This window comes from Isoptericola sp. NPDC056578, from assembly GCF_042793275.1.
GTDB lineage: Bacteria > Actinomycetota > Actinomycetes > Actinomycetales > Cellulomonadaceae > Isoptericola.
The window spans coordinates 23,366-47,669 of the sequence record NZ_JBHTVC010000026.1 but is presented as its reverse complement, the minus strand read 5'-3'; the positions used below and the strand labels follow the sequence as shown (position 1 = coordinate 47,669).

The window sequence follows — 24,304 nt, the reverse complement described above, 5'->3', positions numbered from 1 at the left end:
GACCGGCTGCGCTCCGCGGCGTCAGAAGGCTAGCGCGCGGGCGGTAGACTCGTCGCGGAATCCCGCCGTCGTGCTCCCGCCCCCACGCGCGCGCCTCCGTTGCGCCGCCCGTGCCGGGACCTCGGAGCCGCGGCCGCTGGACCACCCGGCCAGCTACCGGTCACGATCCAAGGAGCACCCGTGGGACGCGTCGTCGTCGAGGTCATGCCCAAGCCCGAGATCCTGGACCCCCAGGGCAAGGCCGTCGTCGGGGCGCTGCCCCGCCTCGGCTTCACCCAGTTCAGCGGGGTGCGCCAGGGCAAGCGGTTCGAGCTCGAGGTGGACGGCGACGTCACGCCCGAGGTGCTCGCCGCCGCGCAGCAGGCCGCGGAGACGCTGCTGTCCAACCCCGTCATCGAGGACGTCGTGCGCGTCGCGGACGCCGCGACCGACGCCGCAGGGACGATCACCTCCGAGGGCGTGGCCTGATGACCGCCGGCACCCTCGCGTCGGCGCGGATCGGCGTCGTCACGTTCCCCGGCACCCTCGACGACCGGGACGCGGCTCGCGCGGTCCGGCTCGCGGGCGGGGAGCCCGTGTCGCTGTGGCACGCCGACGGCGACCTCCAGGGCGTCGACGCCGTCGTCCTGCCGGGCGGGTTCTCGTACGGCGACTACCTGCGCGCCGGCGCCATCTCGCGCTTCGCGCCCGCCATGGACGCCCTGGTGGACGCGGCGAAGGGCGGCATGCCCGTGCTCGGCATCTGCAACGGCTTCCAGGTGCTGACCGAGGCGCACCTGCTGCCCGGCTCGATGGTGAAGAACGACCACCTGCACTTCGTGTGCCGCGAGCAGGTGCTGTCGGTCGAGAACGCGTCGACGGCGTGGACCAACCGGTACCGGCCCGGCCAGCACATCACCATCCCGCTGAAGAACCAGGACGGCCAGTTCGTGGCCGACGACCGCACCCTCGACGAGCTCGAGGGCGAGGGCCGCGTCGTGTTCCGCTACCAGGGCTGGAACCCGAACGGCTCCCGTCGCGACATCGCGGGCATCAGCAACGCGCGCGGCAACGTGGTCGGCCTCATGCCGCACCCGGAGCACGCCGTCGAGGCGGGCTTCGGCCCGGACGGCGAGGACGGCCCGCGCACCGGCACGGACGGCCTCGGATTCTTCACGTCGGTGCTGGCGTCGCTCGTCTCGGCATGACCGCCACCACCGTCCTCCCGTCGACCGTCGGGCCCGAGGGCCTGACGGTCGACGTCGTGGCGTGGGACGACCCCGTCGCGGCGACCCTGCGTGCCGCCCAGGAGGCCGAGATGGCCGTGCGGTACGGCGGGGACGACGAGGCGCCCACGATCGACCCGCGGACGATCGTCGTCACGCTCGTCGCGCGCCTGGACGGCCGCCCCGTCGGCACCGCCGCCGTGCGCGACGTCTCCGGCACCGACGACCGGCGCGGCCGCGGCACCACCCACCCGGCCGCGACCGGCGAGGTCAAGCGTCTGTACGTGGACGGCGACGTGCGCGGGCGCGGCGTCGCACGGCGGCTGATGGCCGAGCTCGAGCGTGCCGCCCGCCAGGTCGGCTTCCGCCGGTTCGTGCTCGAGACCGGCACCGCGCAGCCCGAGGCGATCGCGCTGTACGAGGCCATCGGCTACGAGCCGATCGAGTCGTTCGGCGACCACGCCGGGTTGGAGCAGCAGCGCTGCTACGGCAAGCGGCTCTGACGTCGAGGGCGTCGTCCTCGCGGGCTCAGCCCCCGGCGCCCGCGGACCACGCGGGCAGCTGCTGCAGGGTCCAGGCGTTGCCGTCGGGATCGGCGAACGTGACGAAGCGGCCCCACGCCTGGTCGTCCACCCCGTCGGCCTCGACGCCCACGCCGCGCAGGTGCGCCAGCGCCTCGTCCGCGTCGGGCACCACCACCTGGATCGCGTCCAGCTGCCCCGGCTGCAGCGTGCCGCCCAGGCCCGTCCCGAACGCGATCGAGCAGGCCGAGCCCGGCGGTGTCATCTGGACGAACCGCAGGTCGTCGTTCACCTGCTGGTCGTGGTCGGGGTGGAAGCCGACGCGTTCGTAGAACTCCTTCGCCCGGTCCACGTCGCTCACGGGCACGTGGATCAGCTCGATCTTCCAGTCCATCGTGTGCTCCTCGGTGCTGTGCGGCGGGACCCGGGTGGTCACGCCTGGTCGAGAAGGGGCCGTACCTCGCGGCCGAGCAGCTCGACGAACCCGGCGAGGTCGGGCTCGTCGGCGGTGGGCTGCACCGCGACGGCGGAAGCACCGGCGGCCGCCAGGCGGAGCACGGCGTCGGCGATGGCGCGGGCGTCGCCGGCCGCACCGATGCCGCTCCCGGCCTCCGCACCCCACAGCGGGAGCTCGGCGTCGAGCCGCTGCTGCGCGCCGTCGCCGGTCGCTGCGATGAGGGTGGCGTACACGCCCGGTGCGGGCCGGCCCGCGGCCTGCGCGGCCGTCCCGGCCGTCTCCGCGGCGGCACGCACGTCGTCGGGGGTGAGCGCGTTGGCGAGGATGACGCCGTCGCCCAGCTCGCCCGCCAGCGCGAGAGAGCGGGGGCCGACGCCGCCGAGCAGCAGCGGCACCTGCGGCGCGGGCCAGTCGAGGCGGACGTGGTCGAGGGTGACGTAGCGGCCCGAGACGGTCACCTCGTCGCCGGCGAGCAGGGCGCGCAGCGCCTCGGTGTGCTCGCGCAGCAGGGTGAGGGGCGACTTCGCGCGCACCCCGGCCTGGTCCATCCAGGCCTGCACGCCGTGGCCGACCGCCGGCACGAACCGGCCCGGGAACATGCGGCCGAGCGTGGCGACCTCCATCGCCGTCACCGCCGTGCTGCGCAGCGGCGCGGGCATGAGGCCGATCCCGACGCGCACTCGCTCGGTCCAGGCCAGCGCGGCGGCGGCCGACGCGACACCGCTCTGCTTGAAGCAGTCCTCCCACACCCACAGGTCGTCGAGGCCGGCGGCCTCGACGGCGGTGGCGAGCGACCGCAGGGACTCCGGCGGCATCGTCGGGACGAAGGCGACGCCGAGGTGCACGGCAGGGCGGACTTCCGGAGCGGGGGTGACCGTCATCACGCCATCGTGCCGCGGGACACCGACACCTGCCCGGGAGCGGTCGTGGGCCGCGGCGGCCGGTCAGGCGGTCTCGTCGCGCAGGTAGGCGAGCTGCGCGACGACGGACTGCCGCGCCGCGCGCCGCACCGACGGGTCCACGTCGGCGTAGACGTGCGCGACGACGGCGTCGGCGTCCGCCGCCGGGCCGAGCGTCGCGAGCACCGACCGCACCTGGTCGAGACGCTCCAGGCGGTGGGCCCGGTAGGCGCGGACCGCCGTGCCGAGGTCGTCCAGCGCGGGGCCGTGACCCGGCAGCCCGACCCGCCCGGCGCCCACGCGTTCCAGCAGGTCGAGGCTGGCGAGGTAGTCGCGCAGCGAACCGTCCGGCTCGGCGATGACGGTGGTGCCCTGCCCGAGCACCGTGTCGCCCGTGAGCACGACCGGCTCGCCGGACCCGGCGCCGTCGGGCGCGGTCACGACGAACGACACCGAGTCGGCGGTGTGCCCCGGCGTCGCGAGGACGTCGACCCGGAGGCCGCCGGCGTCGATCGTCTCGTCGCCGCGCAACGGCTCGCCGCCGTGGCAGTGCTCCGGGTCGGCGGCGCGGACCGGGGCGCCCGTGAGCGCGTGCAGGCGCGCCGAGCCGGCGGTGTGGTCCGCGTGCCGGTGCGTGACCAGCACGAGCTCCACGGGACCCGCCTCGGCCAGGGTCGCCAGGTGCCGTTCGTCGTCGGGGCCCGGGTCCACGACCACGCACGACGACGAGCCCGGCGCGCGCAGCACGTACGAGCGCGTGCCGTCCAGCGTCATCGGGCCGGGGTTGTCCGCACGGACGACGGTGACGTGGGGCATCGTGCAGGTCCTCTCTCGGTCGTGCATCAGCCGCGGCGACCGACGTGGCGGATGGGGCCCTGATACGCGGCGACGGTGGCGTCGCTGGTGAGCAGGGTCGAGCCCGTCATGATCGCCTGCGCCACCAGCATCCTGTCGAACAGGTCTCGGTGGACGGGGGGCAGGCGTGTCGCCGTCACGGCGTGGGCGCCGTCGACGGCCAGCTCCACGAAGCCGAGGGCCAGGGTGGTCGCGCGGGCGACGTGGGGGTCGAGGTCGAAGTCGGCGCGGCCCAGAGCGGACTTGATGCCGATCTCCCAGATGTTGACGGCGCTGAACCAGATCTCGGGTTCGGGGTCGGCAAGGATCTCTGCGACGTCGTCGGGCAGTCGCTCGGGGAACCCGAGCGTCCACACGAGGACGTTCGTGTCGAGGAGATACCTCACCGGGCGTCCGCCGGCTCGTCGTTCTCGAACAGGGAGGCCACCTCGTCCTGCGCCCAGTGGTCGAAGTCGTCGGGCATCGTGAACCGGCCGCGCAGCGGGCCGAGCTCTCGCCGCGGCCGGGCGGCGGGGTCGATCCCGACCAGGCGAGCGACCGGGCGGCCCGCACGCGCGATCACGACGTCCTCTCCCGCCTCGGCCTCCGCGAGGAGGCGGGAGAGATGGGTCTTGGCCTCGTGCACGTTGACGGTCTTCACGGGGGGGCCTCCTGGACCAGGCTGGACTAAGTCGAGGCTAGTCCGACGTGCCCTCGGGGGCAACGGCGGCTCGGAGGTTCCGTGACGGTCTCCCGGTGTCAGGCGGCGAGCGCCTCGGCGAGGAGCTCGAGGGTGCGGACCCGGCCGGGCGTGGCGTCCAGCGGCTCGGACTCGTAGGACCCGGCCACCGGCACCACCATGACCTCGTCCACGCCGTGTCGGGTGGCGAGGTCGCGCAGCTGGGCGGCGGCCTGGTGCGGCTCGCCGACCACCCAGCGCGACCGCATGTCCGCGACGATCTGCTCGGCCATCGGGTCCAGCGGCTCGGCGGCGGCCTGCTCGACCGTCTCCGCGCGGCCCATCGGCTTGCCGGTACGCAGCCGCGCCATCGACCGCAGCTGCGGCAGCGCACGCTCGTGCGCCTCGACCGCGGTCGGCGCGACGACGACGTTCGCGGTGAGGAACGTCCGCGGCTCCGGGTGGTCGGGGCTCGGGCGGTAGCCGTCGCGGTACAGCGCGAGCACCTGGTCGATCCCCGCACCGGAGAAGTGGTTCGCGAAGACGTACGGCAGGCCCAGCTCCGCGGCGAGGCGGGCCGAGTAGTCGCTGGAGCCGAGCAGCCACACGGTCGGGGTGCCGTCGGCGGCGGGGGTGGCGTGCACGTCGTAGAGGTTGCCGTCGCCGAGGCGCAGGGCGGCGCCGTCGGGGCTCATGAGCGACAGGATGTCGCGCACGTGCTGGGGGAACCGCTCGACGTCCGACGTCGGGCCGGACTGCCGCAGCAGCGCCGTGACGACCGGGTCCGAGCCGGGCGCGCGACCGAGGCCGAGGTCCACCCGCCCGGGCGCGAGCGCCTCCAGCGCGGCGAACTGCTCCGCCACCACGAGCGGCGCGTGGTTGGGCAGCATGACCCCGCCCGAGCCGACGCGGATGCGTTCCGTGACGGCGGCGGCCGCCGCGATCATCACCGGAGGCGTCGACGCCGCGACCGCGGGCATGTTGTGGTGCTCGGCGAACCAGTACCGCTCGAAGCCCAGCTCGTCCGCCCGGCGCACCAGCGCGAGCGAGGCGGCCAGCGCCTGGGGGCTGGACTGGCCCGTGCGGACCGGGACGAGGTCCAGCACGGACAGGCGGGGGGACGTGGGCGCGGGGGTGGGGGCGTCGGCATTCATCGCCTGGGACAACCCGCAGGAGCGCGACTCCTATTCCGTGGTGGGCGGGCGTCAGGGGAGCGGCTCGCGGAGGCCGCTCGCCCGGCGGACGGGATGTGCGACGGCGGCGCGCACGGCGTCGGCGGTGCCCACCACGCGCACGAACTCCTGCGCGCGGGTGACGGCCGTGTACAGCAGCTCGCGGGTGAGCAGGGGCGACGTCGGCGGGGGCAGCACGAGCGAGACGCGGCGGAACTGGCTGCCCTGCGCGCGGTGCACGGTCATCGCGTGCACGGTCTCGACCGGGGGCAGCCGGTGGGTGCGCACCCGCAGCGGGGCGCGCGGGTCGCCGAACACCGCGACGACCGCGACCGCGTCGTCCTGAGCGTGTGCCGGGTCGCCCTCCGCGACGAGCACTCCGGTGTCGCCGTTGTACAGGCCGACGTCGGCGTCGTTGCTCGTGACCAGCAGCGGGCGGCCCACAACCCACGGCGACCCGGGGACGGCCGGGGCCAGGGTGCCGTCGGCGGTCGCCTCCTCCACCCAGGCCTCGACCTGCGCGGCCCAACGGGCCACGCCGACCGGGCCCCGCCGGTGCGCCACCATGACGCGGTGCGCGTTGAGCGCCTCGAGGGCGCCGGCCGCGTCGCCCTCCCGCGCCGCGGCCACGAGCCGTCGGCCGGCGTCGACCGCGTCGTCGTGCAGTCCCTGCACGGCGTGCTCGTCGAGGCGCTCGGTGTCCGCCTCGACGAGCTCGACGCCACCGACCCCGGCACGCAGGACGTCGAGCACGGCGTCCGCGTCCCCGTCGCGGATTGCGGCGGCGAGCGGCAGGATCGCGGAGTCCTCGCCCTGTCGGTGCACCGTGACGAGCCGCACGACGCCGTTGGCCAGGGCCGTGTCGTCCCCCGCGGGCTCGTCGGGCGGCGTGGTGGTGACGTGCGCGGCGAGGCTCCCGACCACCGGCGGCCTGGCGACGAGGTCGCCCAGCACAGCCCCGGCCTCGACCGACGCGAGCTGGTCCGGGTCGCCGACCAGCACCAGCCGCGCGTCCGGGCGCAGCGCCTCGAGCAGCCGCGCCATGAGCGACAGCGGCACCATCGAGGTCTCGTCCACCACGACGACGTCGTGCGGCAGGTGGTGGCCGGCGTGGTGCCGGAAGCGGGTCGCGCTGCGGTAGCCGAGCAGCCGGTGGACGGTCGTGGCCTCCGGTCGGCCGGTGCGCTCGCGGTCCTCGGGCGGCAGGGCGCCGACGACGTCGCGGACCGCCTCCTGCAGCCGGGCGGCCGCCTTGCCCGTCGGCGCGGCGAGCGCGACCCGCAGGGCGGGCTCCCCGGCGACGTCCTGCAGCACGGCGAGCAGCCGCGCGACCGTCGTCGTCTTGCCGGTGCCCGGCCCGCCCGTGAGCACCGTGAGCCTGCGGCCGGCGGCGTGCGCGGCCGCGAGCCGTTGCCGTACGTCGCCGGCCTCGGGGAACAGCCGGGCGAGCGCCGCGTCCAGCCGGTCGGCGCCGGTGGGCACGAGCGGCGGGGCCTGGAGGCGGGCGTCGACCAGCCGTCGCACCGTGAGCTCGTCCCTCCAGTACCGGTCGAGGTACAGCCGCCCGCCGACCCAGCGGGCCGGCCGGTCCTCGGGGCCGTCCGCGCCGACCGTCACGAGCGGGCTGGCCTCGATCGCCCGCACCCAGGCCTCGTGCTCCGGCCAGGGCGGGGGAGCGGCGGCGTCGGGACCGTCGGCGGCGTCGCCCCGGTCGGCGTCCTCGGGCAGCGCGAGCGCCGCGAGCTCGTCCGGGTCGTCGAGCCGCACGCACACCGACCCGCCCCGCAGCGCCCGGACGGCGAGCGCGACGGCGAGCAGCACCGTCGCGTCGTCCTCGCCCGTCAGCCGCCCGAGCCGCGCCGCGACGTGCACGTCCGTCGCGGCGACGAGTCCGGCCGCGTTGAACTCCCGCAGCAGCCCGGGCGCCGCGGCGGCGAGGCGGACGTCGCCGGAGGCCTCGACCGGGCCGCCCGGGAGCGTGGAGGTGTCGGTCATGCGTCGTCTCCGTCCAGCAGCGCGGACAGCGCGGGCACCAGGCCCCGCGGCGGCACCCACGACACCACGCCGTGCGGCGCGCCGTCGGGCCCCGTGGGCGTGGCCGGGCCGCACATGCCGCGCACGAACAGGTAGAGCCCGCCGCCGAGGTGCACGTCCGGGTCGTAGCCCGGCAGCCGCCACGCCAGGTAGCGGTGCAGCGCCACGAGGTAGAGCACGAGCTGCAGCGGGTAGTGGGCGTGCAGCATCGCGTCGACGGTGGCCTCGGGCCGGTAGTCGTGCGCCGTGAGCGGGGCGTCGAACGCGCCGAGGCGGTTCGTCTTGTAGTCGACGACGAGGAAGCGCGGCGCACCGTCGTCCCCGGGCACCCGCAGCACCGCGTCGATCGACCCGGTCAGGTAGCCGCGCAGGGGGCGGGCCGTGGGGTCGGCCGCCGCCAGCTCGGCGAGCACGGCGGGGTACGCGGCGAACGCGTCGTCCGCACCCAGGTAGCGGCCCAGCAGCGCCGCGATCCCGGCCAGGGTGGCGCCCTCGGCCGGGGGACCGCCCACGTCGCCGTCGCCCCCGGCGAGCGGGAGCTCGAACTCCAGCTCCGCGAGGCGGTCGCGCGGCGTGACGTCGGCGAGCGTGCGTCCGCCCGCGAGCGGCCCGAGCGGCGTGCGTGCGACGACGCCCAGCGCGGCGGCGAGCTCGGCAGGGTCCGTGCCCGGCACCCGCGTGGTCGCCGCCGCGGCGCACCGCGCGAGCAGCTCCGCGTCGAGGTCGGGGGCCGCCGTATCGGCGTACTCCAGCACCTCGTGCACGAGGGTGCCGAAGCCCGTGCCGGCCGGAAGGCCCGACATCGGGGACGGCAGATCGGCGCCGGGCGCCTCCCCGGGCTCGCCGACGGCGCCGACGGGACGGACCGCCGTCGGCGCGGCCTCGGCCGGCTCGTCCTGCAGGCCGCCGCCCTCCGGCTCCGACTCGACTCCCCCCGCCGCGGGCTCGGCCGGGCCTGGCGCGGGCGAGAGGCCGGCCGGGCGACCGACGTGCGCCGCGGCGGTGAGCGCGGAGTACGACGCGCGCCGCCACGTCGGGTCGGGTACCCGGTCGAGGTGCGCGACGCCGAGCGTGGGCACGTCGTCCACGGGCGGGCGCCAACGCTCGGTGGACGGCGTGGCGGGCGCCTCCTCGACGGCGATCGTGCCGCCCGAGCCCTGGGCGAGGGCACCGAGCGCCGTCCGTACCGCGTCGTCGCGCATGGCCTGCTGGGGCGCGTGCGGCGCGGGCTCGCCGCCGAGCGTGCGATCGCCCAGGACGACGCGCGTCAGGCCCGCCTTCGCGGAGTTCGCCTTCGACGGCGCCCAGTGCGCCACCACCTGGTGCCGGGCGCGGGTCAGCGCCACGTACAGCAGCCGCAGGTCCTCGCCGCCCTCCTCGCGGCGGTGGCGCTCCAGGGCGGCGTCGTACCCGAACGAGCCCGGGCCGCCCACGTGGAGGATGCGGCGTCCGTCGCCGGCGTGGAACCGCAGCACCTCGGGCTGGCGCGGCTCGAACCGGTCCCACGCGAACGGCACGTACACGACGCCGAACTCCAGGCCCTTGCTGGCGTGCACCGTGACGACCTGCACCGCCGCGGCGTCCGTCTCCAGGCGGCGGCTGCGCTCCTCGTCGTAGTCCTGGGCGGCCTCGCGGATGCGCCGCCGCAGCCATGCCGTGAGCGCGGAGGCGCCCAACCCCTCCGTGACCGCTGCGGCGTGCAGCACCTCGCCCACGTGCCGCAGGTCGGTGAGGTGGCGCTCGCCGGTGCTGGTGCGCATCAGCCGCTCCGCCAGGCCGTCGCGGGTCACCGCCTCCTGCAGCGCGGCGACCCCCCGCGACCACAGCAGCCGCGACCAGCGCCGCACCGTGTCGGCGAGCGCGTCGTGCGCGGCGTCGTCCGCCGTGGCGAGCCGCTCGGCGTCCCAGCCGACGAACGGCGTCAGCGCCAGGGCCGCGGCCCGTCCGTGAGCGCCCGGCTGCTCCAGCGCGGCGAGCAGGGTGAGCCAGTCGCGGGCCGACGGCGTCGCGAACACGCTCGACAACCCCGAGACGACGGCGGGCACCCCGCGCTTCGTCAGCTCCGACCGGACCGCCTCGGCCTGCGCGTTGGTGCGGGTGAGCACGGCGACGTCGCGCGGCTCGAGCGGTCGCCACGCGCCGGTGTCGCTGCCGTCGCCGCTCGTGTCGTCCGGGTCCACCAGCCGGTCGCGGCCCAGGCGCGCGGCGATGTCGGCCGCGACGTCCGCGGCGACGAGCTGGCGCGGCGGACCGACCGGCGGCGTCTCGCCGGGCGACATCCCGAGGGCGGCACGCGTCACCTGCCGCAGCCGCAGCGGCGCGCCGCCGTCGAAGCGCGACCCGCGGTGCGCGGCGTCCACCGGCCGCACGACGATGCGCTCGTCGCCCAGCGCCGCCCCGCCCAGCAGGGTGTCGAGGGCCCGCAGCAGCGGCTCGTCGCTGCGCCAGCTGGTGCCGAGCGTGGCGACGGCGGTCGCGTCCTGCTGTGCGTCGAGGTACGCGACGACGTCGGCGCCGCGGAAGGCGTAGATCGCCTGCTTGGGGTCGCCGATGAGCACCAGGGTGCGGTGCCCGTGGAACGCGGTGCGCAGGATCTCCCACTGCACGGGGTCGGTGTCCTGGAACTCGTCGACCATGACCACACGGAACCGGGAGCGCACCCGCTCGGCGGCGACGGGGCCGTGCACCGGGTCGGCGAGCGCGTCGCGCAGCATGACGAGCAGGTCGTCGTAGTCCAGGAGGTGCTGCGCGCGCTTGCGGCGCAGCGTCTCGTCGCGCGTCTCCTGGGCCACGGCCCGCCGCAGCGCGCCCGGTGTGGACGGGGGTGGCGTGGACGGCGCGCCCCCGCCCGGCTCGGCGGGTTCGACACAGGCCTGGTGGTCGCTGACGGCGGCCCGGCCCAGGTCGGCGGCCATCGTCGGGGTGAGTGCGGGGTGCGCCTCGCCGGAGAAGCGGCGCACGTACAGGTCGTCGGACACCTCCCGCACGAGGTCGGCGACGTCGGCGACGAACGTCGCCGCGGGGTCGACGTCGGCCGCGATGCCGAGCGACGTGAGCATCTGCTGGCAGAAGCCGTGCGTCGTCGTGATGGTCGCGGCGTCGAGCTGCGACAGGGCGGCGGCGAGCCGGGCGCGCCGGCGGTCCAGCTCCTCGCCGTCGACGTCGGCGAGCAGCGCCACGACCGGGTCGTCGCTGGAGGCAGGGTCCGGGCCGCGCAGCGCGCGCTCGGCGCTCACCAGCCGCTCGCGCACGCGGTCGCGCAGCTCGGACGTGGCCGCCCGGCCGAACGTCACGAGCATGAGCTCGCGCAGCTCGGCGCGGCCCTCGGCGACGAACCGTGTGGCGAGCGCAGCGATGGTGAACGTCTTGCCCGTACCGGCGCTGGCCTCGAGCACCGTGGTGCCCTCCGGCAGCGGGCCGCAGACGTCGAAGACCGGACGGTCCGGGACGCCCGCCAGACCGCCGGTCGCGTCGGTGTCGAAGCCCGCCCCGGCCGTCATGTGGTGCCCTTCTGCTCGTGCGCCAGCAACGGGTCCCAGACGCGGCGGGCGAGCGCCCCCAGCCGCGAGGGCTCGTCGGGGAACCTGCGCCGGTCGTCGTCGTCCGGCACACCAGCCATCGCGTCGAACGACCCAGGTCCGCTCGGGTCACCCCAGACCATCAGGTGGTACGCGTCGGACTTCTCGAAGCCGCCGTTCCAGGTGAAGCGGGCCTCGCTCGTCGCCTGGCCGGGGTCGCCCGTGCCGCCTCCGCGGGAGACGGCGTACGCGTGCGACGCGTCCGGGGGCAGGGGGAGAGGAGCGCGGGCGGCCTGGGCGCGCAGGGCGACGAGGTCGTCGAGGAGGCGCGCCGCGTCGGCCGGGTCGGGCGCCTGGATCAGGCTCCACGCCGCCTTGGCGCCCCGGCCGGGGGCCCGGCCCACGGTGCCGGCGTGCCACTGCTGCCCGTCGGGCAGCCCGCCGTCGCCGCCCGACGCCGCGAGGGCGAGGGTCTGCACCCAGGCGCGCAGGCGGTGCTTCGGGCCGAGCTTCGAGTACTCCGCGCGCACGACGCGGCCGCCGTGCACGCCGGGGACGGTGCCGGTGACGAGGACGCCGGAGGGCAGCGCGGCGGACACGTCGACGGCGCGGGCCGCGTGCTCGGCGCGGACCTGTCGCGCCATCGTCTCGACCGGCTGCACGCGCTCGACGACGTCCCGCAGCGCGGTGCGGCCCAGCTCGCGCGGCGGCGCCTGGCCGCGGCGCCACTCCGCCTGGAACGCGCGCCCCGGGTCGGTGCCCCCGAGCACGGCGGTGAGGATCCGGTCGCCCGCCCCCCACGCGGCCAGCGGCGCCATCGTCAGCGGCAGGCGGTCGTCCACCTCGTCCTCGTCCTGCGCGACGCGCACGTCGAGGGTGGTCCGCAGGAACCAGCGGACCGGGTGCTCGAGCATCGCGACGAGGTCGTCGAGGTCGACCTCCGTCGGGGCGGCGGCGTCGAGGACCAGCGGCGCGGGCACGAGCAGCCCGGGATCGACGCGGCCCCCTCGACCTGCCTCCGCGCCGCGGAACGCCGCCGTGTCGAAGCTGAACGGGCCAGGGGTGCCGAGCGCGCCGGACTCGAAGTTGCGCTCTCCCACGACCTGCAGCGGGTGCCGCACGACGACCTGCCGTCGGACGGGCCCGCCGTCCTCCGCCGCGCCGACGCGGTCGAGCGCGTCCAGCAGCTCCGCGACGGGGACGGCCGGCGGCCGGGCGGCGCCGGTGCGCTCGTCGGCGCCCGAGTGCAGCACCACCAGGTGCTCCCGCGCCGCCGTGAGCGCGTCCAGGAAGATCTGCCGGTCCTCGCTGCGCCGGTCCCGCTCACCCAGCAGGGCGTCGCGCGCGAGGAGGTCGTCGCCGTCCGGCGTCGCGGACCGGGGGAACGCGCCGTCCTCCATGCCGAGCAGGCACACCACGCGGTGCGGGACGGCGCGCATCGGCTCCAGCGAGCACACGGTGAGCGCGCCCGTGCGGAAGCCCGCGCGCGTGGGACGGCCCGCCAGGCGGTCGGCGAGCAGGGCGCGCACGTCCTCCAGCCGCAGCCCGTCGCCCGCGGTGGCGCGCCCCGCGCCCGCGGCCCGGACGTCGCCCAGCACGCGGCGCGCCTGCACCGACTGCCACGCGTCGTCCGGCGCCGGGTCGGCGAGCAGCGTGACGGCCCGGTCCAGGGCGTCGAGCCAGTGCTCCAGCGGGTGCGTGCCCTCGAGGTCGGCGAGCAGCCCCGTGAGCCGGGACACCAGCTCCGCGAACCGGCCCGCGACGTCCACGTCGGTGGACCCGACGTCGTCCAGCGGCAGCGCCGGGCCCACGAAGCGCGAGTCCTCCTCGGCCATCGCGACGCCCAGCAGCACCCGGTCGAGCGCCGCGTCCCACGTGCCCTGCCGCACCCGCGGGTCGATGCCGAAGCGCTCGCGCCGCGACCCGTCCTCGCCCCAGCGCACCCCGACCTCGACGGCCCAGTCGCGCCAGCGGTCCAGGTCGTCGTCGGAGAGGCGGAAGCGGCGGCGCACGGGCTCGCTGGTGGCGAGGTCGAGGACCTCGGACGCCGTGACGCGGCCGTCGGCCAGGCGCAGCAGGGTCGCCAGCACACCGAGCACGGGGTTGACGACGCCGGGACCGCGGTCGGCCAGGCTGACGCGCAGCCGCTGCCCGGGGTGGATCTGCGTGACGCCGTCGGGAGCGGCGCCGAACGTGGCCGTCACGAGCGGGGCGAACGCCTCGACGTCGGGGCACAGGACGATGACGTCGCGCGGCTCCAGGGTCGGGTCGGCGGCGAACAGACCGGTGAGCACCTCGCGCAGCACCTCGACCTGGCGCGCCCGGCCGTGGCAGGCGTGCACCTGCACGCTGCGGTCGTCGGGACCCACCGGCGCGGGCGCGACGTCCGGGTCGTCCGCGCGCAGGGCTGACTGGAGCGCGCCCAGCAGCGTGCCCGGGGGCGGCGGCGCCGGATGGTGCGCGACCCGCACGTCGGGGGCGTCGTCGGCGGGTGGGTCGAGGACCCCCGAGAGGCGCAGCTGCAGCTCGACGGAGTCGCGCGCCGTGGAGGCCAGCAGGGGGTGGCGGGCGGCCGGGGGCAGGGCGTCACGACGCGCCCCGGCGGCGGCGCCCCGGGCGCCAAGGCCCTCGACCGAGGCCCACAGCGCGGGCGACGGGTGCGGCAGCCACAGGTGGACGTCGCGGTGGCGCGCGAGGGCGGCGAGCACCTGCCGCTGGTCCTCCGGCAGCCGGGTGGGGCCGAAGACGGAGAGCCGGGCGGGCAGGTCCACGGCGCCCGGGTCGGTGCGCAGCACGCCGACCGCCTCCGCCAGCACCTCCGCGGGGCCGGGCGCGTCCACGCGCTCGCGGACCCGCCGCCACAGCCGGGGCTGCCACGCGAGGTCGTCGGGGACGCCGTCGTCGCGCCCCTCGAGCCAGCCGGAGAGCAGGCCGGGCCGCTGCTGCGCGTACGCGGCGAACAGCTCCGCCACACGCTGCGCGAGCGCGACGCGGCGCGACCGGCGCACGCCGTCGCCCGCCTCGCCGACGTACCGCGCGAGCGGCGCGGCCCAGCCCTCGTCGAGGGACGCGTCGACGGTCTCCAGGACCGGCCACACGAGGCGCGCACGGCGCCACGGGTCGTCGTCGGGCTCGACGCCGGTCACCGCCGTCACCGCCGACGCGACCAGCCGCGACGGCGAGGAGAAGTCCACGTTGGCGCACACGCCGGCGCCCGACGCGCCGTCCACCCCGAGCCGGTGCGACAGCCGCTGCGCCAGCCACCGCTCGATGCCACGCGTGGGCACCGCGACGACGTCGGGGGTGAACGGGTCGTCCGGAGGCTCGGCGAGCACGTCGGCGAGGGGAGCGACCAGCGCGTCGGAGCGCTCGGACCGGTGGACGTGCAGCACGTCGGCCAGGTTACGGGTCCGCGCCGACAGGGGCAGTCGGTCCTCCACAGGGACCACCGGCGGAGGGCTTCCGTCAGCGTCCCCGTCAGCGTGCCCGGCGACGAGCCCGGCCAGCCCTCCGGCGAGGACGGTCCTCCTCGGCCGCCGCCTCGGCCCGTGCCTGCGCGCGCGTCTCCGCGGCCCGGGCGGCGCGTCGCTCCGCCCAGGCGGCCACCGTCGCCTCGACGTCGCGCGGCATGGTGACCAGGGGCGGCCCGGCCGCGGGCTGGTAGCGGGCGCGCAGGACGCTCTTGTTGAACTCCTCGACCTCCTCGCGCACGTCCTCCTCGCTCCACAGCTCGTCGAGGCGCCCGTCCAGCGCGGCGTCGTCCTTGCGCAGCTGGATCGAGGGCGGCAGCACCACGAGCTTCTCGCGCCGCATGAAGGCCTTCAGCCACCAGTCCGGGTCGTGGAGGTCCTGCAGGTCGAGCGGCTTGCCGCTGCCGGGCAGGTCGTCGAACTCCCCGCGTTCGATCGCCCTGCGGATGTGCATCTCGGCGAGCAGCGCGATCGCCACCTCGTCGTCGATGGCCACCGCATACGGGTTGAAGAACGCGGGGGGCACGCTCGGCTCGGTCATCGTCCCTCCCGTCGGCCATTGTTTTCGGTCAACTGTATTATTTCCACGGTACGACACACATGGGGAAGGGGAGCCCGTTGCCGAAGCTGGTGGACCATCAGGAACGACGCGAGGCGATCGCGCACGCGCTGTGGCGGGTCGTGGACCGGGACGGCTGGACCCGGGCGACCCTGCGCGACGTCGCCCGCGAGGCCGGGGTCTCGCTGGGGCAGCTGCAGCACTACTTCGCGTCCCGCGCGGCGATGCTGACCTTCGCGATGGAGTTCGCCGCCGAGCAGACCTCGGACCGGGTCGCCCGGGGACTGGCCGACCTCGACCGGCCGCCGCACCCCCGGGACGTGCTGCGCGTGGTGCTCACGGAGATGCTGCCCCTGCACCCCGACGCGCGTGCGTCGAGCCGCATGAGCGCCGCGTACGTCCTGGAGGCGCTGCACGACCCGGCGCTGCGCAGGCAGGCGGCCCTGGGGCTCCGCGAGGGGCGCGCACTGGTCGGGCGGCTCGTCCGCGAGGCGGCGGCGCACGGCCAGATCTCCCCGGACCGGGACCCCGACGTCGAGACGGACCTCCTCCTGGCGCTGACCGGGTTCACGCCCCTGCTCGAGCTCGGCGTCATCGAGCCCGAGGCCGCGCTGGCGGCCGTCGACCAGCACCTCGACCGCCTCTTCGCCGCGTCGTCGTGACCCGGACGGCGCGACGTCCGACCGGGTCCTGACCGCGCGACCTCCCCCGAAAGGCGCAACCCGGGTTCCCCCCTCCGCCTCAAGACCCGGCCCCCTGCCGCCGGGGAGGCTCGGGGTACCGGCGCCGGTGAGACGACGGGAGCGCCGGACGACGAGGGAGGGGACGGATGACCACCATCCGGATCGAAGGGCTGCACAAGTCCTACGGCGGCTTCGAGGCCGTGCACGACGTCGGCTTCACGGCCGAGCCGGGCCGGGTCGTGGGCCTGCTGGGCCCGAACGGCGCCGGCAAGAGCACGACGCTGCACGTGCTGCTCGGACTGGCCCGCGCGGACGCCGGCACGGCGACGTTCGACGGCCGACGGTACGCCGACCTGGAGCACCCGGCGCAGGTGGTCGGGGCCCTGCTGGACGCGGGCGGGCTGCACCCCGGGCGTACCGGCCGCGACCACCTGCGGGTGCTCGCCGCGGCGTCGCGGCTCCCCGCCCGCAGGGTCGACGAGGTGCTGGCGGCCGTCGGCATGATCCCCGCCGCGGACCGCCGTGTGCGCACCTACTCGCTGGGGATGAAGCAGCGCCTCGGCATCGCCACCGCGCTGCTCGGCCGCCCCGAGGTCCTGGTGCTCGACGAGCCCGCCAACGGCCTCGACCCCGCCGGCATGCGGTGGCTGCGCGAGCTGCTGCGCACCTTCGCCGACGACGGCGGCACGGTGCTGCTGGCCAGCCACGTGCTCGGCGAGGTGGCGCAGGTCGCGGACGACCTGGTCGTCATCGGCCAGGGCCGCGTCGTCGCCGCGGGCACGCTGGGCGAGCTCGTCACCACCGACCGGAGCCTCGAGGACGTGTACCTCGATCTCACCGCCGCCACCGAAGGAGTCCGCTGATGTCTGCCGTGTTCAGGGCCGAGCTGCTCAAGCTGCGCAGCACCCGGACGCCCTGGGTCATCGGGGTCGTCGCCCTCGCGGGCATGGCCCTGGTGCAGGTCCTCACCCTCGTGCTGCCGCGCACCCTGCGCACCCTGGAGTCGCTGGGCGGGGCGGACGCCGGGTTCCACGTCGGGCCGCAGATGTCCCCGGCGGACACGAGCGAGCTCCTGTCCGGGCTGGCCGCCGCCACCGACCTCGGGTCCGCCGCGGCCCAGCGCTCGCTGCTCGACCTCATGGGCACCGGCCCCGGCGGGTCGGCCTCCAGCGGCGTCACCGCCCTCTGCCTGCTGCTGCTCGGCGCGCTGGCGGCCACCACCGACTTCCGCACCGGCGGCATCGTGCCCACGGCGCTCGCCGTGCCGGACCGGCTGCGGATCCTCGCCGGCAAGGCGGGCGCGACGGCGACGGCGGCGCTCGCGATCGGGGTGGCGCTCGCGCTGGTCACCGCGGTCGGGCTGGTCCTCGCGGTCGCGACGACGCCCGGCGCGAGCCTGGCGATCGGGCCCGGCGAGGCGCTCGGCGTCTGGGCGCGGGGCCTCGCGGTGATGGTCCTGCTCTCGTGGCTGGGGCTGGCCGTCGGTACCCTCGTGCGGGGGCAGGTCGCGGCGATCGTCGTGGTCGTGGCGCTCGCCCTCGTGGAACCGATGATCCAGGCCGCCGCGCTCGTCCTCACGGGCGGCGCGACGGCGGCGACGTCGTGGCTGCCGATCACCCTCGGCTCCCTCGCGTCCGCAGGGCAGGGCGCCGCGCAGCTCTTCGGCGCGACGACGGACGCCGGCCCGGCGGTCGGGGTCGCCGCGGCGCTGACGGGGCTGCTCGCCTGGGCGGCCGTGCTGCTCGTCACGGCGGGAGCGGTGTTCCGTCGCCGTGACCTCGCCTGATATCAGATCGATACCCGCCTGACCAGCGGAGACGTGTCTCGCCCGGCCCCGGGACGGCGTACCGTGGGCCGGGCTCGACAGCCATCCGAGATCCATCCAGACAGCCATCCAGACAGCCATCCGACACCGACGGAGGACCCGTGCTCGACGTGCTGCGCCGGCGGCTCGACGCCCTCGGCGTCCGGACCCCCACGGGCCGCGACGCGCTGCTCGGCGGCGTGGTCGCGACGCTGTCCGTCGCGCTGCTCCTGGTGCTGCTGGAGGTCGTGTCGTCGAGCCTCGGCGAGTCGTTCGGCGCCCAGGCCTCGGTCGACGGGATGAGCACCGGTGCGCTGGTGGCGGCGTGCGTCGTCCTCGTCGGGCAGGCGATGGCGCTCACGCTGCGCCGCCGGTTCCCGATGCTGTGCCTCGCGCTGGTGCTGCTCGGGCAGCTCGCCCTGGCGCCGCTGCTGCCCCCGTACATGAACTTCCAGGCGCCGGCCACGCTGATCGCCGCCTACTCGGTGGGGGTGCACGCCCCGCGTCGACCCGCCCTCGGCGCCGCGGCGGGCGCCGCCGTCGTGCAGGTGCTGCTCGGGTACGTCCTGGGCGGGCCGGCGTCGTCGGCGGAGCTCGGCGTGCCCGTCGGCACCCAGCTGTGGGGCGGCCTGGTGTCCGCGCTGGTGGTCTACCTCGGCGCCGTCCTCGTCGGCGCGTACATCGGCACCCGGCGCGAGCTGCTGGCGCAGCTGCGGGCGCGCGTCGCGCAGGCGGAGCGGGAGCGGGAGGCGCTCGCGGCCCAGGCCGTCCTCGCGGAGCGCGGCCGCATGGCCCGTGAGCTGCACGACGTCGCGGCCCACCACCTGTCCGGGATCGTCGTGCAGGCGGCCGCCGCCGAGCGGCTCGTCACGGGCGACCCCGAGCGGGCGAAGGAGTCGCTGCGCTGGATCCGCGGGCAGGGACGGGAGACGCTCGACAACCTGCGGCTCGTCGTGGGGATCCTCCGCGACACCGGCGAGGGCGACGACGCGCCCTCCGCCCCGCAGCCGACGCTCGCGGACGTGCCCCCGCTGCTCGACCTCGCCCGCAGCACGGGTACGCGCGTCCAGGAGACGCGACGCGGCGAGCCCTACGACCTGCCGCCCACGGTGCAGCTCACCGTGTACCGGGTGCTCCAGGAGTCGCTCGCCAACGCCCGCCGGCACGCACCGGGCAGCGCCGTCGACGTCGAGACCGTGTACGACGAGGACGAGCTGGCGATCACCGTGCGCAACGGGCCCGCCGACCGGTCGGCGGCGACCGCCCCGCCGCAGGAGGCGGGCCCGGGGCACGGCGTCATCGGCATGACCGAGCGCGCGGAGCTCGTCGGCGGACGGCTCACCGCTCGGCGCACGTCCGGCGGCGGCTGGCTGGTGCGGCTGGTCGTGCCGCGCCCCGCGGACGCCGAGGACCCGCGGGTGCCCGTCGGGCAGGGCGCCCGATGACGCGCGTCGTGCTCGTGGACGACCAGGCGGTGGTGCGCGCCGGGTTCACCGTGATCCTGCAGAGCGAGGGCCTCGAGGTGGTCGGGGAGGCGTCGAACGGTGCGGACGCCGTGCGCGTGGCCCGCCGGGAGCGGCCCGACGTCGTGTGCATGGACGTGCGGATGCCCGGAGGCGACGGCATCACCGCGACGCGCGAGCTCGCCGGTCCGGGCGTCACCGACCCGGTGCCCGTGCTGGTGGTGAGCACCTTCGACCTCGACGACTACGTGTTCGGTGCCCTCGAGGCCGGCGCCTCCGGCTTCCTGCTCAAGGACGCCGAGCCCGAGGTGCTCGTCGACGCCGTGCGCCGCGTCGCGGCGGGCGACGGCCTGGTGGACCAGACCCTCACGCGCCGCGTCATCGACGAGTTCGCGCGCCGCCGGGGCCCGGTCGTGGCCGACCCGCGCGCGACCGGTCTGCTCACGGCGCGCGAGCAGGAGATCGTCGCGCTGCTGTGCCGCGGGTCGTCCAACGCGGAGATCGCCGCGGCCCTGTTCCTCGAGCCCAGCACGGTGAAGTCGCACCTCAGCCGGATCATGACCAAGACGGGCGCGCGCGACCGCGTGCAGCTCGTCGTGTGGGCCTACGACTCCGGGCTGGTCGTCCCGGGCGCCTGATCTGCCCGGTCAACCGTTCCCGGCGTCCTCGATGAGCCACCCGTCGTCACCCTGCGTGAGGTAGTACGTCCAACCGAACCCGCCCTCGGGGATCGAGCCGTCCTCGGCGAAGAGTCGCCAGTCGGCGTCGAACCCGGCGTTGACCTGGCCGGTGCCGACGGTCTCCAGGCCGGTGACCGTCAGGCTCGCGGCGTCGTGGCACATGGACTCCGTGGTCGTGGCGAACGACGGCGCGGTGAGGTCCTGCGCGGTGCCGCAGTCGTGCGCGTCGATCGCGTCCAGGTAGGCGCGCACGACGTCTTCGGCCGTGGCGTCCGCGGGCGGCGCCGCGACGTCGGCGGTCCGGGAGAGAGGGAGGATCTGCGCCACCCCGAACGCGACGACCACGACGACGAACGCCAGGGGTAGCCATCGTCCGACGCGACGTCGTCGTCCCACGGTGGCGGGGACGGTCTCGGCCGACATGCTCGGAGGCTAGCCGCGCACCTCACCGTGCGCTCTGCCGTCGCCCGGGTAGACAGTCCCGCAATTCTCTGCAATGTTGCTGCAAGGCGACAATGCGCACTCCCGCTTGTCGCCGACGCGGCCACCCGCCGTGCACGACACCCCGGCATCGCCGCCGGGGGAGAGCCGGCGGGCCCTCACGAGGGTCCGTCCGACCCGAAGGAGACAGCAATGACGCACGCACGCACCACGCGCTCCCGACGTCGACAGGCCGGGCGAGCGGTCGCCGCCATGGCGGCAGCAGGACTCACCGCCGCAGGCCTGGTCGCGACCGCGACCCCTGCCAGCTCCGAGCCGTCGTCGGCCGCCGAGGAGCCCGCCGCCGCGGCCGACGTCGCGCACGGGGACGTCATCCTCACCATGTTCCAGTGGACATGGACGGCCGTCGCCGAGGAGTGCGCCAGCACGATCGGCCCGGCCGGGATCGACGCCGTCCAGGTGTCGCCGCCGCAGGAGCACATCCAGGGCGCCGCATGGTGGACGTCGTACCAGCCGGTGAGCTACCAGATCGAGTCCAAGCTCGGCACGCGCGAGGAGTTCGAGGCGATGGTCGACGCCTGCGGCGAGGCCGGTGTCGGCGTCGTCGCGGACGCCGTCATCAACCACACCACCGGCGCGGACCAGGGAGCCGGGACCGGGGTGGCGGGCACGTCGTTCGCCGTCGACGACTTCCCCGGCGTCCCGTACACCGCCGCGGACTTCAACGACTGCCGCGAGAACATCGCGAACTACGGCGACCGGGACGAGGTGCAGAACTGCCGCCTCGTCTCGCTCCAGGACCTGCGCACGGGCTCGCCCGACGTGCAGGACAAGATCGCGGGCTACCTGAACGACCTGCTCGACCTGGGCGTGCAGGGCTTCCGCATCGACGCCGCGAAGCACATGCCTGCGGAGGACCTCGCCGCCATCAAGGCGAAGCTGAGCGACCCGGACGTCTACTGGGTGCAGGAGGCCATCGGCGCGGGCGGCGAGCCGATCCAGCCGTCCGAGTACGTGGGCAGCGGCGACGTGCACGAGTTCGACTACGCCCGCCAGCTCAAGAACGCGTTCGGCGGCCAGCTGGCCGGCCTGCGGGGCGTCGCCGACGGCAAGCTGCCGTCGGACCAGGCCGGCGTCTTCGTGACCAACCACGACACCGAGCGCAACGGCGAGACGTTGACGTACAAGGACGGCGACGCCTACCGGCTCGCCACCGTGTTCATGCTCGCGTTCCCGTACGGCTCGCCGTCGCTGTACACGGGCTACACGTTCGACGACAAGGACGCCGGCGCGCCCGGTGCCACCGCGACGAGCGTGCCCGACGCCGACTGCGACGGCGGAGCCTGGAGCTGCATCCAGCGCGACCCTGCCGTCGCGGGGATGGTGAGGTTCCACCACGCCGTCCAGGGCACCGACCTCACCGACTGGTGGGACGACGGCGGCGACCGGATCGCCTTCGGCCGCGGCGACGCCGGGTTCGTCGCCCTCAACAACGGTGACGGCGAGGCGGAGCACACCTACACGACCTCGTTGCCCGCGGGCGAGTACACGAACGTCGCGGCCGGGGAGGGTGCGGCCGCGACGTACACCGTCGCCGCGGACGGGACCTTCACCGCGACCGTCCCCGCCAACAGCGCGGTCGCGCTGCTGCCGGCAGGCGCCGACGGCTGAGCTCCCCGGCACGGCGGGCGGGCGGTCGCGGCCGCCCGCCCGTCGCGCCTGCGAGGACCTGCCGGGTGCGGTCAGTGCTCGAGGACCTCGACGGCGGTGTCCAGGCAGTGCAGCGCGCTCGGCGGATCCACGCGCACCAGGGTGAACGCGCTGATGACGAGGGCCGTGCAGACGTCGGCGAGCCGGTCGACGTCGGCGTCCGCGGCGTCCGGGCGCCTCGCGACCACCCCGCGCCGGAGGGCGGCGCGCAGCTCGGCGCGGTAGTCGGCGACGGTCCGCCGCACGGCGTCGTCGGCCGCGATGGGCGAGCTGGACGTGTTGACGAGCAGGCAGCCCGAGGTCCCCTGGACCTCGTCCGCGCGGGCGAGCGCCGCGCGCAGCCCGGTGAGGTACTCGACGAGCGCGCCGGGGGCGACGTCGTCCGCCACGAGCGGGCGCAGGCGCGGCCGCACGACCTCGTCCAGGTAGCTCTGCACGGCGGCGTCGAAGAGCCCGCGCTTGGAGCCGAAGGCGTGGTAGATGCTCGACCGGTTCAGTCCCGTGGCGCGCTCCAGCGCGGGGACGGACGCCTCCGCGTAACCGTCGCGCCAGAACACCTCGCGGGCCGCCCGGACCGCCTGCTCGGTCTCGAACCCCTGCGCCCTGCCCATCGTGCCTCCAAGTTGTGCAACGCTCGTTGCAGTATATACAGTGGACCGACCGTTACAGAATCGAACCGGCCGACCGTGCCGGGCAGGCAGCAGGGGGACCGATGGTCGTCGCAGGGCTCGTCCTGGCAGGGATCGCCGCCGCGCTCCACGTGTACATCTTCTGGCTCGAGTCCCTCGCGTGGACCACGCCGCGGGCGCGCGCCACGTTCGACACGACGGAGCAGGAGGCCGCCGCCACGCGCGAGCTGGCCTTCAACCAGGGGTTCTACAACCTGTTCCTCGCCGTCGTGACGACGGTCGGCGTCGTGCTCGTCGCCGCCGGCAGCACGGGCGCCGGCGCGGCCCTCGTCCTGGCCGGCACGGCCAGCATGCTCGCGGCCGCCCTCGTCCTGTTCCTGTCGTCCCCCGGCAAGCGCGCTGCCGCCGTCAAGCAGGGCACCGTGCCTCTGCTCGCCGTCCTCGCGCTGGTCGTCGGCCTCGCGTCCTGACCCCCCGTCACCGGAAGAAGGCACCACCCCGCATGTCCTCGATCGTCAGCACCCAGGTCCAGCTCGCCGCCCGCCCCACCGGGTGGCCGGCGCCGGACGACTTCCGCACCGTCCAGGTCACGTACGGCGACCTCGAGCCCGGTCAGGTCCGCGTCGTCAACGAGTTCGTCTCCGTCGACCCCTACATGCGCGGTCGCATGAACGACGTGAAGAGCTACACCCCGCCCTACGCGCTGGGGGAGACCATGACGGGTGGCGCGGTCGGCCGCGTCGTCGAGTCCACGTCCGACGACGTCCCCGTGGGTGCGGTCGTGCTGCACCAGCACGGCTGGCGCGACGTCGCGCAGGAGGACGCGCGCGGCTTCCGGGTCGTGCCCGAGATCCCGGGCGCGCCCCTGTCGCTGCACCTCGGCATCCTCGGCATGACGGGTCTCACGGCCTACGTCGGCCTCACCGCGATCGCGGGCATGAAGCCGGGCGACACGGTGTTCGTCTCGGGTGCCGCGGGGGCCGTCGGCACCGCCGCCGGCCAGATCGCGCGGCTGCTCGGCGCCGAGCGGGTGGTCGGGTCGGCAGGGTCGGCCGAGAAGGTCGAGCTGCTCACCTCGAAGTACGGCTACGACGCGGCCCTCGACTACAAGGACGCGCCCGTGCGAGAGCAGCTCCCCGCGCTCGTGCCGGACGGCGTCGACGTCTTCTTCGACAACGTCGGCGGCGACCACCTCACCGCGGCCCTCGACGTCATGAACGACGGCGGACGGGTCGCGCTCTGCGGCGCCATCGCCGGCTACAACTCCACCGACCGCCTGCCCGGCCCGGACAACATGGCGAACCTCGTCACCCGCGGGCTCCGGCTCGAGGGCTTCACGCTCGGCGGGTACCTGCACCACGCGCCCGCGTTCCGCGAGCACATGGCGGGCTGGTTCGCCGACGGGAAGATCGCCTACGACGAGACCGTCGTCGACGGCATCGAGAACGCCCCGCAGGCGTTCCTCGACATGATGCGCGGCGCCAACACCGGGAAGATGGTCGTCCGCACCGCGCGCTGAGCTCGCGTCGGCCGCGTCGGCCGCGTC

Annotated in this window: 23 protein-coding genes; 11 read left to right on the top strand and 12 right to left on the bottom strand. The window is 75.9% G+C overall.

Features of this window, described 5'->3' with window-relative positions; genetic code table 11:
- Positions 1-180 precede the first annotated feature (180 nt).
- The 3 genes from purS to ACFQ80_RS12200 are packed head-to-tail and all read left to right on the top strand — an operon-like array spanning position 181 to position 1,708.
- On the top strand, positions 181-468 hold the full coding sequence (purS, locus tag ACFQ80_RS12210) for a phosphoribosylformylglycinamidine synthase subunit PurS (RefSeq protein ID WP_429766102.1): 288 nt from the start codon (positions 181-183) through the stop codon (positions 466-468).
- Complete coding sequence (purQ, locus tag ACFQ80_RS12205) at positions 468-1,187, top strand: phosphoribosylformylglycinamidine synthase subunit PurQ (protein WP_430552198.1); 720 nt, start codon at positions 468-470, stop codon at positions 1,185-1,187. The genes purS and purQ overlap by 1 nt, the downstream gene beginning before the upstream one ends.
- A complete protein-coding gene (locus ACFQ80_RS12200; protein WP_430563832.1) occupies positions 1,184-1,708 on the top strand; it encodes a GNAT family N-acetyltransferase in 525 nt (174 codons plus the stop codon). Before purQ ends, ACFQ80_RS12200 begins: the two co-directional genes overlap by 4 nt.
- A gap of 25 nt (positions 1,709-1,733) precedes the next feature.
- Here ACFQ80_RS12200 and ACFQ80_RS12195 read toward each other — a convergent pair whose 3' ends face one another.
- The 10 genes from ACFQ80_RS12195 to ACFQ80_RS12150 form a co-directional block, all read right to left on the bottom strand.
- On the bottom strand, positions 1,734-2,120 hold the full coding sequence (locus ACFQ80_RS12195; protein WP_430552196.1) for a VOC family protein: 387 nt from the start codon (positions 2,118-2,120) through the stop codon (positions 1,734-1,736).
- A 38-nt stretch (positions 2,121-2,158) separates the two neighbouring features.
- Positions 2,159-3,064 (bottom strand): LLM class flavin-dependent oxidoreductase, encoded by a 906-nt coding sequence (locus ACFQ80_RS12190; RefSeq protein WP_430552195.1) that lies wholly within the window; start codon positions 3,062-3,064, stop codon positions 2,159-2,161.
- 63 nt (positions 3,065-3,127) lie between these two features.
- Positions 3,128-3,898: an MBL fold metallo-hydrolase gene (locus ACFQ80_RS12185; RefSeq protein ID WP_430563831.1), complete on the bottom strand. Its 771-nt coding sequence runs from the start codon at positions 3,896-3,898 to the stop codon at positions 3,128-3,130.
- A gap of 26 nt (positions 3,899-3,924) precedes the next feature.
- A complete protein-coding gene (locus ACFQ80_RS12180; protein ID WP_430563830.1) occupies positions 3,925-4,323 on the bottom strand; it encodes a type II toxin-antitoxin system VapC family toxin in 399 nt (132 codons plus the stop codon).
- Complete coding sequence (locus tag ACFQ80_RS12175; RefSeq protein WP_430552192.1) at positions 4,320-4,577, bottom strand: type II toxin-antitoxin system Phd/YefM family antitoxin; 258 nt, start codon at positions 4,575-4,577, stop codon at positions 4,320-4,322. The genes ACFQ80_RS12180 and ACFQ80_RS12175 overlap by 4 nt, the downstream gene beginning before the upstream one ends.
- 98 nt (positions 4,578-4,675) lie before the next feature.
- Positions 4,676-5,749: an LLM class flavin-dependent oxidoreductase gene (locus ACFQ80_RS12170; protein WP_430563829.1), complete on the bottom strand. Its 1,074-nt coding sequence runs from the start codon at positions 5,747-5,749 to the stop codon at positions 4,676-4,678.
- Between the two features lie 51 nt (positions 5,750-5,800).
- The gene (recD, locus tag ACFQ80_RS12165) at positions 5,801-7,762 is read right to left on the bottom strand and encodes an exodeoxyribonuclease V subunit alpha (protein ID WP_430563828.1); all 1,962 of its coding nucleotides are present in this window, start codon (positions 7,760-7,762) and stop codon (positions 5,801-5,803) included.
- A complete protein-coding gene (locus tag ACFQ80_RS12160) occupies positions 7,759-11,301 on the bottom strand; it encodes a UvrD-helicase domain-containing protein (RefSeq protein WP_430563827.1) in 3,543 nt (1,180 codons plus the stop codon). The genes recD and ACFQ80_RS12160 overlap by 4 nt, the downstream gene beginning before the upstream one ends.
- Positions 11,298-14,711, bottom strand: coding sequence for an exodeoxyribonuclease V subunit gamma (gene recC / locus ACFQ80_RS12155; RefSeq protein ID WP_430563826.1), 3,414 nt, complete (start codon positions 14,709-14,711; stop codon positions 11,298-11,300). Before recC ends, ACFQ80_RS12160 begins: the two co-directional genes overlap by 4 nt.
- Before the next feature lie 85 nt (positions 14,712-14,796).
- A complete protein-coding gene (locus ACFQ80_RS12150; RefSeq protein ID WP_430563825.1) occupies positions 14,797-15,330 on the bottom strand; it encodes a DUF1992 domain-containing protein in 534 nt (177 codons plus the stop codon).
- A 77-nt stretch (positions 15,331-15,407) separates the two neighbouring features.
- On the opposite strand from ACFQ80_RS12150, the gene ACFQ80_RS12145 reads away from it, so the two are divergent.
- From ACFQ80_RS12145 to ACFQ80_RS12125, 5 genes are all read left to right on the top strand, one after another.
- Positions 15,408-16,010: a TetR/AcrR family transcriptional regulator gene (locus tag ACFQ80_RS12145; protein ID WP_430563824.1), complete on the top strand. Its 603-nt coding sequence runs from the start codon at positions 15,408-15,410 to the stop codon at positions 16,008-16,010.
- Positions 16,011-16,177: 167 nt separating this feature from the next.
- On the top strand, positions 16,178-16,894 hold the full coding sequence (locus ACFQ80_RS12140) for an ABC transporter ATP-binding protein (RefSeq protein WP_430563823.1): 717 nt from the start codon (positions 16,178-16,180) through the stop codon (positions 16,892-16,894).
- Positions 16,894-17,817, top strand: a complete 924-nt coding sequence (locus tag ACFQ80_RS12135) for a hypothetical protein (protein WP_430563822.1) — start codon at positions 16,894-16,896, stop codon at positions 17,815-17,817. Before ACFQ80_RS12140 ends, ACFQ80_RS12135 begins: the two co-directional genes overlap by 1 nt.
- A 140-nt stretch (positions 17,818-17,957) precedes the next feature.
- Positions 17,958-19,280 (top strand): sensor histidine kinase, encoded by a 1,323-nt coding sequence (locus ACFQ80_RS12130; protein WP_430552183.1) that lies wholly within the window; start codon positions 17,958-17,960, stop codon positions 19,278-19,280.
- Positions 19,277-19,936: a response regulator gene (locus ACFQ80_RS12125; protein WP_430552182.1), complete on the top strand. Its 660-nt coding sequence runs from the start codon at positions 19,277-19,279 to the stop codon at positions 19,934-19,936. Before ACFQ80_RS12130 ends, ACFQ80_RS12125 begins: the two co-directional genes overlap by 4 nt.
- 9 nt (positions 19,937-19,945) lie before the next feature.
- Here ACFQ80_RS12125 and ACFQ80_RS12120 read toward each other — a convergent pair whose 3' ends face one another.
- The gene (locus tag ACFQ80_RS12120) at positions 19,946-20,401 is read right to left on the bottom strand and encodes a hypothetical protein (protein WP_430563821.1); all 456 of its coding nucleotides are present in this window, start codon (positions 20,399-20,401) and stop codon (positions 19,946-19,948) included.
- Positions 20,402-20,611: 210 nt separating this feature from the next.
- Between ACFQ80_RS12120 and ACFQ80_RS12115 the strand changes: the two genes are divergently transcribed.
- Entirely contained in the window at positions 20,612-22,090 is a 1,479-nt protein-coding gene (locus ACFQ80_RS12115; RefSeq protein ID WP_430563820.1) for an alpha-amylase family protein, read from the top strand.
- A gap of 71 nt (positions 22,091-22,161) precedes the next feature.
- Here ACFQ80_RS12115 and ACFQ80_RS12110 read toward each other — a convergent pair whose 3' ends face one another.
- Positions 22,162-22,740 carry a TetR/AcrR family transcriptional regulator gene (locus tag ACFQ80_RS12110; RefSeq protein WP_430552179.1) on the bottom strand — a complete coding sequence of 193 codons (579 nt, stop codon included), beginning with the start codon at positions 22,738-22,740 and terminating at the stop codon, positions 22,162-22,164.
- Between the two features lie 101 nt (positions 22,741-22,841).
- Between ACFQ80_RS12110 and ACFQ80_RS12105 the strand changes: the two genes are divergently transcribed.
- Positions 22,842-23,228, top strand: a complete 387-nt coding sequence (locus tag ACFQ80_RS12105; RefSeq protein ID WP_430563819.1) for a DUF1304 domain-containing protein — start codon at positions 22,842-22,844, stop codon at positions 23,226-23,228.
- Between the two features lie 32 nt (positions 23,229-23,260).
- A complete protein-coding gene (locus tag ACFQ80_RS12100; protein WP_430563818.1) occupies positions 23,261-24,277 on the top strand; it encodes an NADP-dependent oxidoreductase in 1,017 nt (338 codons plus the stop codon).
- Positions 24,278-24,304: the final 27 nt, after the last annotated feature.

Coding starts and splice junctions, on each gene's coding strand:
- purQ (WP_430552198.1), top strand. CDS start 468: ATGACCGCCGGCACCCTCGCGTCGGCGCGGATCGGCGTCGTCACGTTC.
- ACFQ80_RS12200 (WP_430563832.1), top strand. CDS start 1,184: ATGACCGCCACCACCGTCCTCCCGTCGACCGTCGGGCCCGAGGGCCTG.
- ACFQ80_RS12195 (WP_430552196.1), bottom strand. CDS start 2,120: ATGGACTGGAAGATCGAGCTGATCCACGTGCCCGTGAGCGACGTGGAC.
- ACFQ80_RS12190 (WP_430552195.1), bottom strand. CDS start 3,064: ATGACGGTCACCCCCGCTCCGGAAGTCCGCCCTGCCGTGCACCTCGGC.
- ACFQ80_RS12185 (WP_430563831.1), bottom strand. CDS start 3,898: ATGCCCCACGTCACCGTCGTCCGTGCGGACAACCCCGGCCCGATGACG.
- ACFQ80_RS12170 (WP_430563829.1), bottom strand. CDS start 5,749: ATGAATGCCGACGCCCCCACCCCCGCGCCCACGTCCCCCCGCCTGTCC.
- recD (WP_430563828.1), bottom strand. CDS start 7,762: ATGACCGACACCTCCACGCTCCCGGGCGGCCCGGTCGAGGCCTCCGGC.
- ACFQ80_RS12160 (WP_430563827.1), bottom strand. CDS start 11,301: ATGACGGCCGGGGCGGGCTTCGACACCGACGCGACCGGCGGTCTGGCG.
- ACFQ80_RS12150 (WP_430563825.1), bottom strand. CDS start 15,330: ATGACCGAGCCGAGCGTGCCCCCCGCGTTCTTCAACCCGTATGCGGTG.
- ACFQ80_RS12140 (WP_430563823.1), top strand. CDS start 16,178: ATGACCACCATCCGGATCGAAGGGCTGCACAAGTCCTACGGCGGCTTC.
- ACFQ80_RS12135 (WP_430563822.1), top strand. CDS start 16,894: ATGTCTGCCGTGTTCAGGGCCGAGCTGCTCAAGCTGCGCAGCACCCGG.
- ACFQ80_RS12125 (WP_430552182.1), top strand. CDS start 19,277: ATGACGCGCGTCGTGCTCGTGGACGACCAGGCGGTGGTGCGCGCCGGG.
- ACFQ80_RS12120 (WP_430563821.1), bottom strand. CDS start 20,401: ATGTCGGCCGAGACCGTCCCCGCCACCGTGGGACGACGACGTCGCGTC.
- ACFQ80_RS12115 (WP_430563820.1), top strand. CDS start 20,612: ATGACGCACGCACGCACCACGCGCTCCCGACGTCGACAGGCCGGGCGA.
- ACFQ80_RS12110 (WP_430552179.1), bottom strand. CDS start 22,740: ATGGGCAGGGCGCAGGGGTTCGAGACCGAGCAGGCGGTCCGGGCGGCC.
- ACFQ80_RS12105 (WP_430563819.1), top strand. CDS start 22,842: ATGGTCGTCGCAGGGCTCGTCCTGGCAGGGATCGCCGCCGCGCTCCAC.
- ACFQ80_RS12100 (WP_430563818.1), top strand. CDS start 23,261: ATGTCCTCGATCGTCAGCACCCAGGTCCAGCTCGCCGCCCGCCCCACC.